Origin of the sequence: Pseudoduganella namucuonensis (assembly GCF_900116645.1) — a bacterium.
Taxonomy (GTDB): Bacteria; Pseudomonadota; Gammaproteobacteria; order Burkholderiales; family Burkholderiaceae_D; genus Rugamonas; species Rugamonas namucuonensis.
The window spans coordinates 87659-104382 of record NZ_FPBO01000023.1 but is presented as its reverse complement, the minus strand read 5'-3'; the positions used below and the strand labels follow the sequence as shown (position 1 = coordinate 104382).

Sequence of the window (16724 nt, the reverse complement as noted above, 5' to 3'; positions counted from 1 at the left end):
CAGATCAGCTCCAGAACTTCCACCACTGCCGTTCCTTCTTCACGCCTTCTTCGAGGAACTTGCTGTTCGGGTAGTTCTGCTTGAAGACGCGCAGGGCGTCGTCGTGCAGCTGCTTGTTGCCCATCTTGTCGTAGCCGCGGATCATGATGAACAGCGCCTCCTCGATCGACGGCGAGTCGCGGTAGTCGCTTAGCACGCCCATGGCGCGGTTGACCGACGCCAGGTAGGCGCCGCGGCGGTAGTAGTAGCGCGCCACGTGCACCTCGTAGGAGGCCATCGCGTTGATCAGATACTTCATGCGGTCGATGGCATCCGGCGTATACTGGCTGTCCGGGAACTTCTCGACCAGCGCCTTGAACGCCGTGAAGGCCTCGCGCGTCGCTTTCGGGTCGCGCTCGGTGGGGTCCTGTTCGTAGATGAAGTTCAGGAAGCCGATCTGATCGTTGAAGCTGATCAGGCCGCGCAGGTAGTACATATAGTCCACGTGCGTGTGGTTCGGGTGCAGCTTGACGAAGCGTTCCACCGCGGCCAGCGCCTGGGCCTGGTCCTGGGCCTTGTAGTTGGCATAGGCGATATTCATCTGCGCCTGCTGCGCGTACGTACCGAACGGGTAGCTCGATTCCAGTCTTTCGAACAACTGAATTGCGCGCTCATAGTGCGCGCCTTCCAATTCCTCCATGGCCTCCGAGTATAATTTCGTAGCGGACCAACCTTTGGTTTCATCTGCCTTTTCCGGCAGCAAGCTACACGCGGATAAACCTAGCAGTACGACTGTTGCTGCAACTACCGATAATTTTTTTTGCATGTTGTTTTGCAAGAACGTTTAACCAAGATTTTTACAACAGGCTGATTATAGCCGATGGGAATGCTGTGACTTTAACTAATAACGAAATAGACGCCGACGCGGACGCCGAGTTCCTGGGCGAAGACGAGGTGGTCGACGCATTGGCCCCTATCGTACTCGAACTGAGCCCGGATTCGTGTGGCGAACGCCTCGATAAGGTGATTTCCAAGCTGGTGCCGCAATTTTCGCGCGTGCGTCTGCAGATGTGGATCGAGGAAGGCTTCGTTACCGTGGACGGCAAGCCGTCCAAAACCAAGGCCACCGTCTACGGCGACGAGAAGGTGGTGATCCTGCCCCAGCCCGACCAGGACTCCGAGGCCTATAAGCCCGAGCCGATGGCGCTGAACATCGTGTTCGAGGACGAACACCTGATCGTCGTGAACAAGCCTGCCGGCCTGGTGGTCCACCCCGGTTCGGGCAACTGGTCCGGCACGCTGCTGAACGGCCTGCTGCACCACTGCCCGCAGCTGACCGGCGTGCCGCGCGCCGGCATCGTGCACCGCCTGGACAAGGACACCTCCGGCCTGATGGTGGTGGGCAAGACGCTGGCGTCGCAGACCGACCTGGTGCGCCAGTTGCAGGCGCGCACCGTCAAGCGCGAATACTGGGCGCTGGTGTGGGGCACGCCTCAAAAGGGCGGCACCATGAACGCCTCCATGGGCCGGCATCCGAAGGACCGCGTGAAAATGGCCGTCTCGACCAGCCTGGGCTCGAAGCCCGCCATCACGCACTACGAGCGCATCGAATCGGGCCTGCTGGACCGCCGCCCGGTCAGCCTGGTGCAATGCCGTCTTGAAACGGGCCGCACGCACCAGATCCGCGTCCACATGGCGCACCTGGGCTTCCCGCTGGTGGGCGACTATGTCTACGGCAAGCCGCACCTGACGCACTTCTTCCCGCGCCAGGCGCTGCAGGCGCGCCGCCTGGGGCTGGTGCATCCGGCCACCGGCGAGGCCTGCGAGTGGCGCGTGCCGCTGGCGGACGACTTCGCCGCGCTGATCGAGTCGGCCGGCATCGCCAATCCCGGCCTGAACGATGTCGGCGGCGACATCGAGGAACAGTACGATTACGACTACGGCGACGATTTCGACGACGAGGAAGACGACGAGTGACCGACTCCCTATCCCGCTCCCCCGGCTGGCTGGCGCCCGACTGGCCCGACCTTCCCCCCAACATCGGCGCGCTGGCGACCATGCGGCGCGGCGGCGTCAGCGCCGCGCCCTATGACGACGGCCAGGGCGGCGGCGGGCTGAACCTTGGCATCCACGTGGGCGACCAGCCGCACAACGTGGCGGCCAACCGCGCCGCGCTGACGGCGGTGCTGCCGGACGAGCCGGTCTGGCTCAGCCAGGTGCACGGCGTGGCCGTGGCGGACGCGGGGCGGGTGCGCCCGGGCGAGGTGCCGGTGGCCGACGCCAGTATCGCGCGCGCGCCGGACACGGTTTGCGTTATCCTCACGGCCGATTGCCTGCCGGTGCTGTTCTGCGACACCGCCGGCACCGTGGTGGGCGCGGCGCACGCGGGCTGGCGCGGCCTGGCCAACGGTGTACTGGAGGAAACAGTGCGCGCCATGCGCGAAAAAGGTGCGGGCGAAGTGCTGGCGTGGCTGGGCGTGGCGATCGGCCCCGCCCGCTTCGAGGTGGGGGCCGATGTGCTGAAGGCCTTCGTGGAAGGCGCGCCGGACCCGGCCGCCCGGGACGAGGTGCGGGCGGCCTTCCGCCCCGTGGCCGCGCGGCCGGGCAAGCATCTGGCCGATTTGTACGCCCTGGCACGGGCCGTGCTTCGCAGGGTGGGGGTGACGCGCGTCGCGGGCGGCGAATACTGCACCGTGTCGAATTCAGGCCGCTTCTATTCGTACCGGCGCGATGGCGTGACCGGACGTCAAGCCAGTTTGATCTGGATCAAAGGCAAGGCGGGTGGTGGCGCCGGGAATGGCGCTTAAGCTTCGGGTGGCCGCTGGCTGGCCGCCCGCGCCCGCTCTTCCAGGGCGCGGGCGCGCTTGCGCCGGCCCGACCCTGTTAAATAAAATAGTATTCCCAATGGCAACACGCAATAGCTTAAAAACGTCATAATTCCGGCGACGACAGTAGGTTCGGTCAGCGCCATGAGCGCAACCACGTAAATCCAAGCAACAGCGACTATCAGCATAAGCAGTTCCGGTAAAAACTCATTAAAAATGGAATAAATATGAAATTGCCTGATCCTCAAGCCTTTGCCAACGCATGGATGTCGCAGTTCAGCGACCCCAACCAGTGGCAATCCTGGTTCAACATGACGCCCGAAGTCCAGTCGCATCCGGTGGCCGCCATTCTGCGCGACGCCGGCGCCGTCATCAAGCCAGACGCGATCGAGCAACTGAAGAACGACTACTTCCAGCAGTTCGGCGCGCTGTGGCAGGAGTTCCTGGCGGGCAAGGCGCCCGCCGTCTCCGACCGCCGCTTTTCCTCGCCCGCGTGGCAAAGCAACCCGGTCACCGCGTTCAATGCCGCATCATACCTGCTCAACTCCAAATTCCTGACGGCCATGGCGGAAGCCATCGAGGCCGCGCCGCAGCAGCAGCAAAAAATCCGCTTCGCCGTGCAGCAAGTGGTGGACGCCATGTCGCCTGCCAACTTCCTGGCTACGAACCCCGAAGCGCAGCAAAAACTGGTGGAAACCAAGGGCGAAAGCCTGACCAAGGGCCTGGCCAACATGCTGGCCGACATGGGCAAGGGCCACATCTCCCTGTCCGACGAGTCCGCTTTCGAGGTGGGCCGCAACCTGGGCAACACGCCGGGCCAGGTGGTGTATGAAAACCACCTGTTCCAGCTGATCCAGTACACGCCGACCACGGCCAAGGTGCACGAGCGTCCGCTGCTGCTGGTGCCGCCGTGCATCAACAAGTTCTACATCCTGGACCTGCAACCGGAAAACTCGCTGGTGCGCTACGCGGTGGAGCAGGGCAACACCGTGTTCCTGGTCTCCTGGCGCAATCCGGACCAGTCCATGGCCAACACCACCTGGGACGACTACGTCGACACCGGCGTCGTCAACGCCGTGCACCTGGTGCAGGAAATCACCGGCCAGGACAAACTCAACATCCTCGGCTTCTGCGTCGGCGGCACCCTGGTGGGCACGTCGCTGGCCGTGATGGCCGCGCGCGGCGAGCACCCGGCCGCCAGCGTCACGCTGCTGACCACCTTCCTCGACTTCAGCGACACCGGCGTGCTGAGCGTGTTCGTCGACGAGCAGCAGGTGCAGCTGCGCGAGCAGACCCTGAAATCCGGCGGCCTGATGCCGGGCCGCGACCTGGCGACCACCTTCTCCAGCCTGCGTCCGAACGACCTGGTGTGGAACTACGTGCAGTCGAACTACCTGAAGGGCAACGAGCCGGTGCCGTTCGACCTGCTGTACTGGAACTCGGACAGCACCAACCTGCCGGGCCCGATGTTCTGCTGGTACCTGCGCAACACTTACCTGGAAAACAACCTGAAGGTGCCGGGCAAGCTGACGGTGGCGGGCGAAAAGGTCGACCTGTCGACCATCGACGCGCCGGCCTTCATCTACGCCTCGCGCGAAGACCACATCGTGCCATGGCACTCGGCCTACGGTTCGATGGACATCCTGAACCCGAAAAAGCCGAAGGCCAACCGCTTCATCCTGGGCGCGTCCGGCCACATCGCCGGCGTGATCAATCCGGCGGCCAAGAAGAAACGCAACTACTGGACCAACGACGCCGCGCTGAAAGCCAAGGGCAAGCGTCCGGACGCCGAGGCCTGGTTCGAGGGCGCGACCGAGCATCCCGGCAGCTGGTGGCCGGAGTGGGCCAAATTCCTGGCCGAGCACGGCGGCAAGGATGTCGATCCGCCCGCGCAGCCGGGCAACGCCAAGTACCGGGTGATCGAACCCGCGCCTGGTCGTTACGTCAAGGCAAAAGCCAGTTAATGCGGGCTTGTTGTTTCGCAGGGCAAGTTGCGATGCAATAAACCACGAAAGCACGTGCCAAGCGGGTTTTTTTCACTCTATAATAGGTGAATAAGGCTTGTGAAAAAGCGAACCTTGGTTCGCTTTTTTTTCGGATTAACAAAGTATGCGCTGCGGCGCAATAAGTGGACCCTGTGATGAGTAGTGTTAAAAAAAGTGCGGAACGCTTGATCAAGAAATACCCTAATCGCCGTTTATACGACACGCAGACCAGTTCTTACATCACGTTAACCGACGTAAAGCAGCTGGTGCTGGACAACGAGGAATTCACGGTTGTCGACGCCAAATCGAACGAGGACTTGACCCGCGCCATCCTGCTGCAAATCATCCTGGAAGAGGAGGCCAGCGGCGTGCCGATGTTCTCGACCGGCGTGCTGGCGCAGATCATCCGCTATTACGGGCACGCGATGCAGGGCATGATGGGCTCCTACCTGGAAAAGAACGTGGAAGCCTTCACCGACATCCAGCGCAAGTTCACCAGCGCCGCCGTCGACGGCAAGCCGTTCAGCCCGGAAATGTGGACCCAGTTCATGAACGTCCAGGGTCCGATGATGCAGGGCATGATGAACAACTATATCGACCAGAGCAAATCCCTGTTCGTGCAAATGCAGGAGCAGATGCAGAACCAGAGCAAGAGCCTGTTCGGGGCCTTCCCGTTCATGGCGCCGGTGGTGCCGCCCACCGACAAGAAATAAGTTCAATATGAAAGGGGCCGGACGGCCCCTTTTTCAATTCAGCAGCGAGATCACCAGCGCCGAGCTGCTGTTGCTGCGGCGTATCATGTTGGTGCTCGATTGCAGCAGCATCAACTGCACGGTGGCCTGCGCGGTTTCACTGGCGAAGTCCGTGTCCATGATGCGGCCCTCGGCGGTGCTGGTGTTCTCGTGCATGGTCATCAGATTGTCGAACGAGTGCTGCAGCCGGTTGATCAGCCCGCCCAGCTCCGAGCGCGAGGTACCGACCTTGCCGACCGCCTCCTGGAGCTTGCCGATGCTGGCGTTCGCGTTGCCATTCAATAGCTCGACACCGGTTCCGGCGTTGTTCTGGGCCGCGTCGTAGGCCGACTGCCAGGTCTGCTCGAAATTGTACTCCGTGCTCTCGTCCGCGCTGGCGCCGAACTGGAAGCGGGTGTTGAAATCGGGGCTGTCGTCCTCGCCGGGGAAGAAGCCGCTGTCGCCATTGAGCAGGTCTTCCGACACCACGCGGCTGTTTTCCCGGCCCAGCTCGTCGTACTCGGCCTGCATCGCGGCCCGGTCGGTGTCGCTGTAGCCGTCGTCGGCGGCCATCGTGGCCAGCTCGGCCATGCGCAGCAGGGACTTGCCCAGGCCCTCCATCATGGCGTCGATCGATTGCAGCTTGGAGATGCTGTTCTGGGTGTTGCGCATGGCGACGCGCATGCCGCTGTTCTGCGCGTGCAGCCGGGTGGCGATTTGCAGGCCGGCGGCGTCGTCCTGGGCGGAATTGATGCGGTAGCCGGTGGCCAGGCGCGTGTTGGAGGTGCCCAGTAGTTTCTGGGAGCGGTCCGCCGCGTTGTTCGCGGCGAGCGACGCGGAATTGGTGTGGAGGCTCAGCACGGCGCAATCTTCCGATATTGATTGACGGAAATTCTACTATAAGCGCCATCGGAAGTCTGCCGCATTTTCGTCACAGCGCGGCGCGGCCGAACGGCCCGGGCGAGCCCGCGGGCCGTCCGGCCGCCCGCGTCCGTCAGTTTATTTTCTCGTACTTGCGCGACGACCTGCGCTCCACCGACGCGGCGGCCTTCGCGGTGATGCGTTCCCGGCCCAAGATCTCGTCGATGGAGGCGCGCGCGGTCCGGTGCGCACGGCGGCTCGCCGTTTGCACTTTTTTCGTCGCGAGCCGTTGCATGGCGACCGGGTCGTCCGCCATGGCGTAGGTCTCGTGCTCGCCCGTTTGGGGATCGAAGAATCCGATGTAGCCGCCCGGGTTGATGCCGAACGACACCAGCGACGTGGCGCCGTGGGAGCGCCCGAGGAAGTCGTTGCGGCTGCCGGGTTCCGCGTCGGGCGTGAAATACAGCGGCAGCACGAAGTTGGACACCGGGACGCCGTCTATCTCGTACGTCTCGTCCTGCACCGCGTCGGACATTTCGTACCAGTGGAACACGGTCCTGTCCTCGCTGGGGTGGGGGCCGGCGACCAGCAGGTTGACGTGCGGGTCCGCGAGCAGCTCCAGCGCCTCGTGGGACAGGGTCACCGACCACGGCTCGCCCAGGCTGTCCGCCAGCTCCGTGAACACGAAGCCGTAGGGGATGCCGCGGGCATTCCGGTCGTGATAGCCCAGCGCGTTCGGGATGTCGGTCTGGTCCCACATATAGAGGATGGCGTCGCCGCGCATGTCGGGCGGGTTCAGCTTGTCCGGCTGCGTGCTGCTGCGTCCCCCGAGCCGCAAGGTGGCGCTCAGGCCCCAGTGCGGCGCGAAATCCTCCGTGATCTGGCGGTTGATCGCGCGTATCGCGGTTTGCAGCTCTTCGTCCTGGATCGAATCGGTATGGTTGATTATGGTAATGATCATGTCATCTCCCTGGCGCTGGTGGTGAGGGCCGGCGTCGTCGGCGCACGCGCACGCGCGCCTTGCGCCGGCCTGGAAATCGGGCTGGCTGGCACCCTGTCGGGAGGGGGGAATCGGGGCTGTCTTGTACTATAGTGGGAATCGCCGCCCGCATACTCACGAATTGTCACGCCGTCGCCGCGCGCCTCCGGGAAGTGGCGGGCTAATCGGGTATAATGGCCGATTGGCTTAAACATTCTCCAGCAATCCACCATGCAAGAAATCTCCCGTATTCCCAAGACTGCAACCGCAGCGGCACCGGCCGGCGCCGCACCGAAAGTCGGATTCGTTTCGCTCGGCTGCCCCAAGGCGCTGGTCGACTCCGAAAACATCCTGACCCAGCTGCGCGCCGAGGGTTACGAAACGGCGAAATCGTACGAGGGCGCCGACCTGGTCATCGTCAACACCTGCGGCTTCATCGACGCCGCCGTGCAGGAATCGTTGGACGCGATCGGCGAGGCGCTGGCCGCGAACGGCAAGGTCATCGTGACCGGCTGCCTGGGCGCGAAGAAGGACGCCGCCGGCGACGACATGATCAAGAAGGTGCACCCGAAAGTGCTGGCCGTGACCGGACCGCACGCGCTGGGCGAAGTGATGGCCGAGGTCCACCACCACCTGCCCAAGCCGCACGAGCCCTTCCTGGACCTGCTGCCGCCGCAGGGCGTCAAGCTGACGCCGAAGCACTACGCCTACCTGAAGATCTCCGAGGGCTGCAACCACCGCTGCAGCTTCTGCATCATCCCGTCCATGCGCGGCGACCTGGTGTCCCGCCCGATCGGCGAACTGATGCTGGAAGCGGAGAACCTGTTCAAGTCCGGCGTCAAGGAACTGCTGGTCATCTCGCAGGACACCTCGGCCTACGGCGTGGACGTGAAGTTCCGCTCCGGCTTCTGGAACGGCCGCCCGATCAAGACCCACATGACGCAGCTGACCGAAGCGCTGGGCCAGCTGGCCAAGCAGTACGGCGCCTGGGTGCGCCTGCACTACGTCTACCCCTACCCGCACGTGGACCAGGTGATCCCCCTGATGGGCGACGGCCACGTGCTGCCCTACCTGGACATCCCCATGCAGCACGCGCATCCCGATGTGTTGAAACGCATGAAGCGTCCCGCCAGCGGCGAGAAGAACCTGGACCGCATCCTGGCCTGGCGCGCGATGAATCCGGACCTGACCATCCGCTCCACCTTCATCGCCGGCTTCCCCGGCGAGACCGAGGCGGAGTTCGAATACCTGCTGGACTTCCTGAAGGAAGCGCAGATCGACCGCCTGGGCTGCTTCGCCTACTCGCCGGTGGAGGGCGCGACCGCCAACCTGCTGGACAATCCCGTGCCCGAGGAAGTGCGCGAGGAGCGCCGCGGCCGCGTGATGCTGCTGCAGGAAGAGATTTCGCGCCAGCGCCTGCAGGCCAAGGTCGGCAAGACCGTGCGCGTGTTGATCGACGAACTGACGCCGAGCGGCGCCGTGGGCCGTTCGGCCGCCGACGCGCCCGAGATCGACGGCGTGGTCTATGTGAAGAAGCCGTACGAGCCGCACAAGAAGCTGGCCGTGGGCCAGTTCGTGGACGTCGAGATCACCCGCGCCGACGCGCACGACCTGTGGGGCGACTCCTGAGTTTCTAAACAGTTGTAGAATGCATAAGGCGGACGCGCACCATGCGCTCCGCCTTTTTTTCATTGCGAGCCATGACCAAAAAATCCCTGCAGACCGCGCTGATCCACTCGAGCTACGAGGCCCCGCCGGGCTTCGACGCCTTCCCGACCGCCATCCACCACGCGTCGACCGTGCTGTTCAAGGACGTCGCCGCGCTGCGCTCGGGCGAGTGGAAGGAGAAGAACGCCTACACCTACGGCCTGCACGGCACGCCCACGACCTTCACGCTGGAGGCGCGCCTGGCCGAGATCGAGGGCGGCGAGTTCTGCCTGCTGGCGCCTAGCGGCCTGGCGGCCATCGCCATGATCGACTTCGCGCTGCTCAAGACCGGCGACGACGTGCTGCTGCCCGATAACGTCTACAACCCCAACCGCGAGCTGGGACGCTGGCTGCAGCAGGACTACGGCATCACCGCGCGCTATTACGACCCGCTGATCGGCGCCGGCATCGCCGCGCTGATCCAGCCGAACACGAAACTGGTGTGGACCGAGGCGCCCGGGTCGGTGTCGATGGAGGTGCCGGACCTGGCGGCCATCTGCAAGGCCGCGCACGACAAGGGCGCCCTGGTCGCGCTGGACAACACCTGGTCCGCCGGCCTGGCGCTGCGCGGCTTCGATCTGGGCGTGGACATCATCATGCAGGCGCTGACCAAGTACCAGTCCGGCGGCTCGGACGTGCTGATGGGCGCCGTCATCACGCGCGACCGCGGCGTGCACGAACGCGTCGCCACCGCCCACATGCGGCTTGGCATGGGCGTCAGCGCGGACGACACCTACCTGGTGCTGCGTGGCCTGCCCACCATGAAGATGCGCTTCGAGGCGCACGACTCCGGCGCGCGCAAGGTGGCTGCGTGGCTGAAGGCGCGGCCGGAGATCGGCAGGGTGCTGCATCCCGCCTTCGAGGATTGCCCCGGCCACGAGAACTGGAAACGCGACTTCACCGGCGCCGGCGGCCTGTTCTCGGTGCTGTTCGACGCCCGCTACACGGAGGAGCAGACCGACCGCTTCGTCGACGCGCTGACGCTGTTCGGCATCGGCTACAGCTGGGGCGGCGCCAACAGCCTGGCGGTGCCGTACCGCATCCAGGCCATGCGCAAGGAGTGGAAGGACGGCGGCGTCCTGGTCCGCTTCAACATCGGCCTGGAAGACCCGGACGACCTGATCGCCGACATCGAGCGGGCCCTCGCTACGCTGCGGGCGGCGTAGCCGGCGCCGCTTTCCACGCCGCCCAGTCGCGCTCCGTCTGCGCGGCGTAGCCGAACGCGAAGTCCGCCAGTTCGTCCAGGAAGCCGGCCGTGTTGGCCGCGTCCACCACCGGGGCCATGTCAATGGGCAGGGCCGCGCGATAGGTGGCCGCCGCCAGCGCATGCGCCGTGGCCACCGCGCGGCCCAGGTAGGGCGCGGCCTCCATCAGCTTGGGCACGCTATCCAGGTCCTTCACCTCGAAGTCCTCCTGGCGAGGCGATTTCTCGTGCACGTAAAAGGCCACGCCCTCGATGGTCGTATAGCTGGACAGCGGGTCGGGATTGACCATGTGCGCCCATTCGGTCCTGGCGATGCGGCAGCCTTCGTGATGCTGGTAGATGGCCGGCGGCAGCATGCCGTCCGCCGCGATGGTCACGGCGCTTTGCGTCGCCTGTTTCAGCTCCAGTATCACGCCCGTTTCCAGTAGCGCGTAGTAGCGCAGTTTGCCCAGGCTGCCCACGCCCGCGCCGACGCGCTGGCAAACGTCCAGCACGCGATTGCTGGCGCCCACGTGGGCCGCGACCGCCGCCGCGACCGCCTGATGGCGCGCGGGCTGCAGCGGCGCCAGGTCGTCCTTCTTCTTCTGCAGGTTGAAGCGGCCGGCTTCCGTGTACTTCTTCAGCAGCTTGCCCGGCTTGTTTTCCGCGCCCGCGACAATGGTGTCGCGCACCACGCCGCTGGTGTTATCCTCCGCCAGTTGCGCGTATGGTTGCAGGATGGTGTCCCGGTAGGCCGCGGCCATCGCGTGGATGGCGGGGGCGATGACGACCGGATCGTCCGCGCCGGGCAGCTTGTTGTCCCTGGCGGCCAGCACCAGGCTGGCGGCCAGGCGGCGCAGCTCCCAGATGAACGGCCCCACATAGCCCTCGTCGAAATCGCCGATGGCGAACACCTGCTTGTCGCCGCTGTCCAGCACCGATCCGAAGTTGGCGATGTGCGCGTCGCCGCACAGCCAGGCCGCCGCCAGCGCGCCGGTGCTGTCCGGCGTGGACGTTCTCATGTCGTGATAGAAGAGATGGGCGGTGCCGCGGTAGAACTGGAAGGGGCTGGCCTTTATCTTCTCGATCTTGCGTTCGACGTCCCCGCGATTGGCGGCGACGAACTGCGCGTTGTGACGGTCTATTTCGGCGGCCACCAGGCCGGTACGTTGGATAGTGTTCATGGCGCGTCCTTATGCGGAGTGTCCCGGCAATTATAGGCACGCCGCTCTACGGCGGTCGCCCCTTTGCTATCATTGCGTCCACTGACGAAACGCCAACCTTACGCAAGGAGCCACATTGGCCAAGAACCTTCTGAAACGCATCGCCATCGCCGGCGGCCTCGCCGCCATGCTGGCCCATTCCGCGTACGCGGCACAGCAAGACGTTTGGCTGGGTACCGACTCAAGCCAGCTGAGCAAGGGCATCTACCACACCACGCTCGACACCGAGACCGGAAAGCTGTCCGAGTCCCGCCTGGTGGCGCAGATGAACGGTCCCGGATTCCTGGCCCTGCACCCCAACGGCAAAGTGCTTTACGCGGTGGGCGCCCTGAACGGCCAGGACGTGGTGGCCGCCTACGCGCTGGCCGCGGCGGACGGCAAGCCCGGCCTGAAACTGATGAACTCGCTGCCCATCGGCGATGGCGGCGCCGCGCACCTGGCGATCGACCCGACCGCTAGGACGTTGATCACGGCGCAGTACGGCGGCGGTTCGGTTGCCGCGTTCTCGCTGAACGCGGACGGTTCCCTGCTGGCGCGTACCGAGCTCATCAAGCAGCAGGGCGGCGCCAAGGTCGTTCCCGGCCGCCAGGACGGATCGCACGCCCACTGGGCCGGCTTTTCGCCCGACAACCGCTACGCCTTCATACCGGACCTGGGGCTGGACAAGGTCGTCATCTACAAGGTGGACGCCGCCACCGCCAAGCTGACGCCGCACGGTTTCGGCGCCGTGCCGCCCGGCGGCGGCCCGCGCCACATGAAGTTCCATCCGAATGGCAAATGGATCTATGTGCTCAACGAGCTCGACCTGAGCGTCTCGGTCTTCGACTACGACGCGGCGGCCGGCAGGATGACGCTGAAGAACACCATCCCCACGGTCTCGAAAGCGGACCTGGCCAAGGAGCGCTTCACCAGCGCGTCCGAAATCCATGTGCACCCGTCGGGCAAGTTCGTCTACTCGGCCAACCGGGGGCACGACACCATCACGGCGTTCGCCGTGGACGCGGCCAGCGGCGACCTGAGCGTCATCAGCCGCACCAATGTGCGGGGCGCCACGCCGCGCAACTTCAGCCTCGACCCGGCCGGGAAGTGGCTGCTGGCGGCCGGCCAGGATTCCCACTCGCTGGCCAGCTTCGCGGTGAACCAGCAGACCGGCGAGCTGACCTACAATCGCAGCGTGATTCATACGCCTTCGCCGATTTGCGTGCTGTTTGGCGGTGTGGCGAATGGCTCAAAATGATGTTGCTGAAATGATATGATCATTGGCGCAAGAGGGCTCCCAGAGTGGTCGGCTACTCTTGCGCCTGCTTTCAGCCCAAGCGGACATTCCTTCACAGCGTGCGTTGCAATCTTAAGGTAGAGCAATGGAGAAGAATTTTTGGCCGCGGCTAAGAAAAATTGGTTTTTTCCTTGTCGGCATAGCTATTGGAGAAAAAACTTTCGCAACAGAACCGCTACATGACCAGTATGTAGTGGGCGCGAAAAGCGGATGGATTTTTCCGTCGGAATGCTGTTGGATGAAGTTGCCGCCCTCTGAACGTTTGATCACGATGAAAAAGGCGGATGTCGGATGCTCGGCGATAGGTGGGCCGGTGGGAAAATTCAAGCTCGAGTCAGGAAAGTTATGGCTGACCGGTCTTCTCAAATGTGGTGGCGAAGTCTCTCTTCGTGAGGTCTATCCTGATTTTGAAAGTCCGGCTTTGGCAAACTGGCTTACCGGCACGTTTAAAACTCAAATTGGATTTCTATGCTACGACAACGCTGTCCGGCCGATATATTCAGTAAAGCAGGTTCTGACCGTTGAACAAGGAGTTGTAACGTCCTTGTCTGAAACAAAAAACGATGCTTCAGCTTGCTCCAAAAATACTGCTCGTTAAAGCTTGAAATCAATAGGACGCCAGGAAAGTTCACGCATGGCCATCATCAATCTCCTCCGTAAGCTCGACCTCACCACCCTGCAACTCTTCCTCGCGGTGCAGGAGGAGGGCACGCTGACCCGCGCCGCGGAGCGCGAGGCCATCGCCGTTTCCGCCGCCAGCAAGCGCCTGGTGGACCTGGAGCAGGCGGTGGGCGTGGCGCTGTTTTCGCGCAAGGCGCGCGGCATGGAGCTGACTCCGGCCGGCCAGACCTTGCTGACCCACGCGCGCCGCATGCTGCTCAGCGTGGAGAAGATCGGCATCGAACTGGCCGAGCACGCGCAAGGCGTGCGGGGCTACGCGCGCATGGTGGCCAACCTGTCGGCCATCGTGCAGTTCCTGCCAGAGGACTTGCGCGCCTTTCTGCAGCTGCACGCACAGGTCAAGCTGGAGCTGGAGGAGCGCCCCAGCGACAGCGTGGTGCGCGGGGTGGAGGACAGCTGGGCCGATATCGGCATTTGCTCGGGCGATGTCGATATACGCGGCCTGCATTCCACGCTGTACCGGTACGATTCCCTGGTGCTGGTGATGCGCCCGGACCATGAGCTGGCCAGCCACCAGCGCCTGCCGTTCGCGGCGACGCTGGATTGCGACCATGTGGGCCTGCACGTGAATAGCTCCATCAACTCGCGCATGCACCTGGCGGCGCGCGAGGCGGGCAGGGCGCTGCAAGTGCGGATACAGGTGCCGGGCTTCGACGCGGTGTGCCGCATGGCGCAGGTGGGCATGGGGCTGGGCGTGATTCCGCGCGAAGTGTTCCAGGCCATAGGGCGGCCACTCGGCTTGGTTTCCGTCGAGCTGGAGGATGGCTGGGCCGAGCGCGAGCTGAGGATCGTGGTGCGCGACCCGCTGTCACTGTCGCCCGTGACGCGGGTGCTGTTCGATCATCTTTCCGCGGCCGAGGCGCGCGCGGCCGGCTAAACCGGGGACAGACCGTCCGCGCCACAAGCCGGCGCAGAGGCACGCGGCGCGGACCGCGGGTCTGTCCCCTGGGTGACGGCGCTGGCCGAACCCGCACCGAGCGTTCGCGTTTCGCGAACGCAGCTTGAAATCTTACGGTTGGACCGGCGCCCCCCGGCGGCTCTATCCTGATAGCCATCAACAGGAGGAGACAACCATGAGTGGACCACTCACAGGAATCAAGGTAATCGAGATCGGCACGCTGATCGCCGCGCCGTTCGCGGCGCGCATGATGGCCGAATTCGGCGCGGACGTCGTCAAGATCGAGGCGCCGGGCGAAGGCGATCCCATACGCAAATGGCGCAAGCTGCACGAGGGCACGTCGCTCTGGTGGTATCTGCAGAGCCGCAACAAGAAATCCATTTCGGTCAACCTGAAGGCCGCCGAGGGCGTGGAGCTGGTCAAGCGCCTGGCCGAGGGCGCGGACGTGCTGATCGAGAACCTGAAGCCGGGCGCGCTGGAAAAGCTGGGCCTGGGCTGGGACGTGCTGCACGCGCTGAACCCGAAACTGACCATGGTGCGCATTTCGGGCTACGGCCAGACCGGCCCCTACAAGGACCGGCCGGGCTTCGGCGCCATCGGCGAGGCCATGGGCGGCATCCGCTACACCACCGGCGAACCGAACGGCGCCCCGGCCCGCGCCGGTGTCAGCCTGGGCGACTCCCTGGCGTCGCTGCACGCGGTGATGGGGGCGCTGATGTCGGTGCTGCGCGTGAAAACCGGACAGGGCAACGGCCAGGTGGTGGACGTGTCGCTGGTGGAGAGCGTGTTCAACCTGATGGAGAGCCTGGTGCCGGAATACGACCTGCTGGGCCATGTGCGCGAACGCAGCGGCGGGGCGCTGCCCGGCATCGCGCCTTCCAACACCTATCCCACCAAGGATGGCGGCTACGTCGTCATCGCCGGCAACAGCGATCCCATCTTCAAGCGCCTGATGCGGGCCATCGGCAGGGGCGGCCTGGCGGACGACCCGGCGCTGGCCTCCAACGACGGCCGCGTGGCGCAGGTGGTGATGCTGGACGCGATCATCGCCGAATGGACCAGCTCCCACACCATCGCCTACGTGCTGGGCGTGCTGAAGGAGGCCGGCGTGCCGGCGGGTCGCATCTATTCGGTGGCCGACATCGTCGCGGACCCGCACTACCAGGCGCGCGGCATGCTGCTGGACGCCGAACTGCCGGGCGGCCAGGCGGTGAAGATGCCGGGCATCGTGCCCACCCTGTCGGAAACGCCGGGCGAGGTGCGCTGGCAGGGGCCCGCGCTGGGCGAGCACACCTCGTCGGTACTGGCGGAACTGGGTTACGGCGAGCAGGACATCGCGCGCATGCGCGCCGAGGGAGTGGTGCAATGAGCAGCGAATTCCTGACCGTGCAGGAGGTGGCCCCGCGCGACGGCTTGCAGATCGAGCCGGTGTGGGTGCCCACCGAGGCCAAGGTGGCGCTGATCGACGCGCTGTCCGAGGCGGGATTCAGCCGCATCGAGGCGGGCTCCTTCGTGTCGCCCAAGGCGGTGCCGGCGCTGCGCGACGGCGAAGAGGTGTTCATGCGCATGCGGCGCCTGCCCGGCGTCATCTACGTGGCGCTGGTGCCCAACCTGAAGGGCGCGCAGCGCGCCATGGCGGTGGGGGCGGACGAGCTGAATCTGGTGATGTCGGCCAGCCAGTCGCACAACCGCGCCAATATGCGCATGGATTGCGAGGCGTCGCTGGCGGCGTTCGCGGACATCGCGGCCCACGCCCGCGGCGGCGATGTGCTGCTCAACGCCACCGTGGCCACGGCCTTCGGCTGCCCCTTCGAGGGGCGCGTCGACGAGGACCGCGTGCTGGACATCGTCGACCGCTACCTGGCGCTGGGTATCCGGGGCATCACGCTGGCCGACACCACCGGCATGGCCAGCCCGCGCCAGGTGGCGCGCCTGGTGCGCCGGGCGCGGGCGCGCCTGCCGGCGTCCGCGCTGACGCTGCACTTCCACAACACGCGCGGCCTGGGCTTGGTGAACGTGCTGGCCGCGTACGAGGCGGGCGCCCAGCGTTTCGACGCCTCGCTGGGCGGCCTGGGCGGCTGCCCCTTCGCGCCCGGCGCCTCCGGCAATATCTGCACCGAGGACTTGGTGCACATGTGCGGGGAAATGGGCATCGAAACCGGCATCGACCTGCAGCGGCTGATCGGCCTGTCGCGCGGCTTGCCCGCCTTGCTGGGCCATGACGTGCCCGGCCAGGTGGCCAAGGCGGGTCGCAACTGCGACCTGCACCCCATGCCCGCCGAGCGCGTGGAGCCTGGCCAGCCGCCGGCGAAGCAAGCCGCCGCCTGACCCCATCACTCTTTGAAGACAACGACCGGCCCCGCGAGGCGGCCGGCATGGAGACCCTATGTCCAAAC

Annotated in this window: 16 protein-coding genes; 11 read left to right on the top strand and 5 right to left on the bottom strand. The window is 65.0% G+C overall.

What is annotated here, in order from left to right; all coding sequences use genetic code 11:
* Positions 1 to 4: 4 nt before the first annotated feature.
* On the bottom strand, positions 5 to 805 hold the full coding sequence (locus tag BM436_RS22300; RefSeq protein ID WP_093557731.1) for an outer membrane protein assembly factor BamD: 801 nt from the start codon (positions 803 to 805) through the stop codon (positions 5 to 7).
* An 86-nt stretch (positions 806 to 891) separates the two neighbouring features.
* On the opposite strand from BM436_RS22300, the gene BM436_RS22295 reads away from it, so the two are divergent.
* Both BM436_RS22295 and pgeF read left to right on the top strand, forming a co-directional pair.
* On the top strand, positions 892 to 1956 hold the full coding sequence (locus tag BM436_RS22295; protein ID WP_371859659.1) for an RluA family pseudouridine synthase: 1065 nt from the start codon (positions 892 to 894) through the stop codon (positions 1954 to 1956).
* An 80-nt stretch (positions 1957 to 2036) separates the two neighbouring features.
* Positions 2037 to 2786: a peptidoglycan editing factor PgeF gene (pgeF, locus tag BM436_RS22290; RefSeq protein ID WP_093557772.1), complete on the top strand. Its 750-nt coding sequence runs from the start codon at positions 2037 to 2039 to the stop codon at positions 2784 to 2786.
* Here pgeF and BM436_RS22285 read toward each other — a convergent pair.
* Positions 2783 to 3052, bottom strand: coding sequence for a hypothetical protein (locus BM436_RS22285; RefSeq protein WP_307666149.1), 270 nt, complete (start codon positions 3050 to 3052; stop codon positions 2783 to 2785). The two genes, pgeF and BM436_RS22285, sit on opposite strands and share 4 nt — an antisense overlap.
* Between BM436_RS22285 and phaC the strand changes: the two genes are divergently transcribed.
* Positions 3032 to 4768, top strand: a complete 1737-nt coding sequence (gene phaC, locus BM436_RS22280; RefSeq protein WP_093557729.1) for a class I poly(R)-hydroxyalkanoic acid synthase — start codon at positions 3032 to 3034, stop codon at positions 4766 to 4768. The genes BM436_RS22285 and phaC overlap by 21 nt on opposite strands.
* A gap of 176 nt (positions 4769 to 4944) precedes the next feature.
* Positions 4945 to 5502 (top strand): polyhydroxyalkanoate synthesis repressor PhaR, encoded by a 558-nt coding sequence (gene phaR / locus BM436_RS22275; protein ID WP_093557728.1) that lies wholly within the window; start codon positions 4945 to 4947, stop codon positions 5500 to 5502.
* 33 nt (positions 5503 to 5535) lie between these two features.
* Here the strand turns inward: phaR and BM436_RS22270 are convergent, their stop codons facing one another.
* Together BM436_RS22270 and BM436_RS22265 are read right to left on the bottom strand one after the other, a co-directional pair.
* On the bottom strand, positions 5536 to 6381 hold the full coding sequence (locus BM436_RS22270; RefSeq protein WP_093557727.1) for a flagellin N-terminal helical domain-containing protein: 846 nt from the start codon (positions 6379 to 6381) through the stop codon (positions 5536 to 5538).
* A gap of 133 nt (positions 6382 to 6514) precedes the next feature.
* A complete protein-coding gene (locus BM436_RS22265) occupies positions 6515 to 7342 on the bottom strand; it encodes a hypothetical protein (RefSeq protein ID WP_093557726.1) in 828 nt (275 codons plus the stop codon).
* Between the two features lie 249 nt (positions 7343 to 7591).
* On the opposite strand from BM436_RS22265, the gene rimO reads away from it, so the two are divergent.
* Positions 7592 to 8989 carry a 30S ribosomal protein S12 methylthiotransferase RimO gene (gene rimO, locus BM436_RS22260; RefSeq protein WP_093557725.1) on the top strand — a complete coding sequence of 466 codons (1398 nt, stop codon included), beginning with the start codon at positions 7592 to 7594 and terminating at the stop codon, positions 8987 to 8989.
* Positions 8990 to 9060: 71 nt separating this feature from the next.
* The gene (locus BM436_RS22255; protein WP_093557724.1) at positions 9061 to 10233 is read left to right on the top strand and encodes a cystathionine beta-lyase; all 1173 of its coding nucleotides are present in this window, start codon (positions 9061 to 9063) and stop codon (positions 10231 to 10233) included.
* Here the strand turns inward: BM436_RS22255 and BM436_RS22250 are convergent.
* Positions 10214 to 11434 carry a DUF2252 family protein gene (locus BM436_RS22250; protein ID WP_093557723.1) on the bottom strand — a complete coding sequence of 407 codons (1221 nt, stop codon included), beginning with the start codon at positions 11432 to 11434 and terminating at the stop codon, positions 10214 to 10216. The two genes, BM436_RS22255 and BM436_RS22250, sit on opposite strands and share 20 nt — an antisense overlap.
* 115 nt (positions 11435 to 11549) lie before the next feature.
* Between BM436_RS22250 and BM436_RS22245 the strand changes: the two genes are divergently transcribed.
* The 5 genes from BM436_RS22245 (at position 11550) to BM436_RS22230 (ending at position 16656) form a co-directional block, all read left to right on the top strand.
* Positions 11550 to 12710 carry a lactonase family protein gene (locus BM436_RS22245; RefSeq protein WP_218164909.1) on the top strand — a complete coding sequence of 387 codons (1161 nt, stop codon included), beginning with the start codon at positions 11550 to 11552 and terminating at the stop codon, positions 12708 to 12710.
* Positions 12711 to 12834: 124 nt separating this feature from the next.
* A complete protein-coding gene (locus BM436_RS36390; RefSeq protein WP_143133270.1) occupies positions 12835 to 13347 on the top strand; it encodes a hypothetical protein in 513 nt (170 codons plus the stop codon).
* A 36-nt stretch (positions 13348 to 13383) separates the two neighbouring features.
* Positions 13384 to 14307 carry a LysR family transcriptional regulator gene (locus BM436_RS22240; protein ID WP_093557722.1) on the top strand — a complete coding sequence of 308 codons (924 nt, stop codon included), beginning with the start codon at positions 13384 to 13386 and terminating at the stop codon, positions 14305 to 14307.
* A gap of 196 nt (positions 14308 to 14503) precedes the next feature.
* Complete coding sequence (locus BM436_RS22235; RefSeq protein ID WP_093557721.1) at positions 14504 to 15697, top strand: CaiB/BaiF CoA transferase family protein; 1194 nt, start codon at positions 14504 to 14506, stop codon at positions 15695 to 15697.
* A complete protein-coding gene (locus tag BM436_RS22230) occupies positions 15694 to 16656 on the top strand; it encodes a hydroxymethylglutaryl-CoA lyase (protein ID WP_093557720.1) in 963 nt (320 codons plus the stop codon). Before BM436_RS22235 ends, BM436_RS22230 begins: the two co-directional genes overlap by 4 nt.
* The last annotated feature ends 68 nt before the right edge of the window (positions 16657 to 16724 follow it).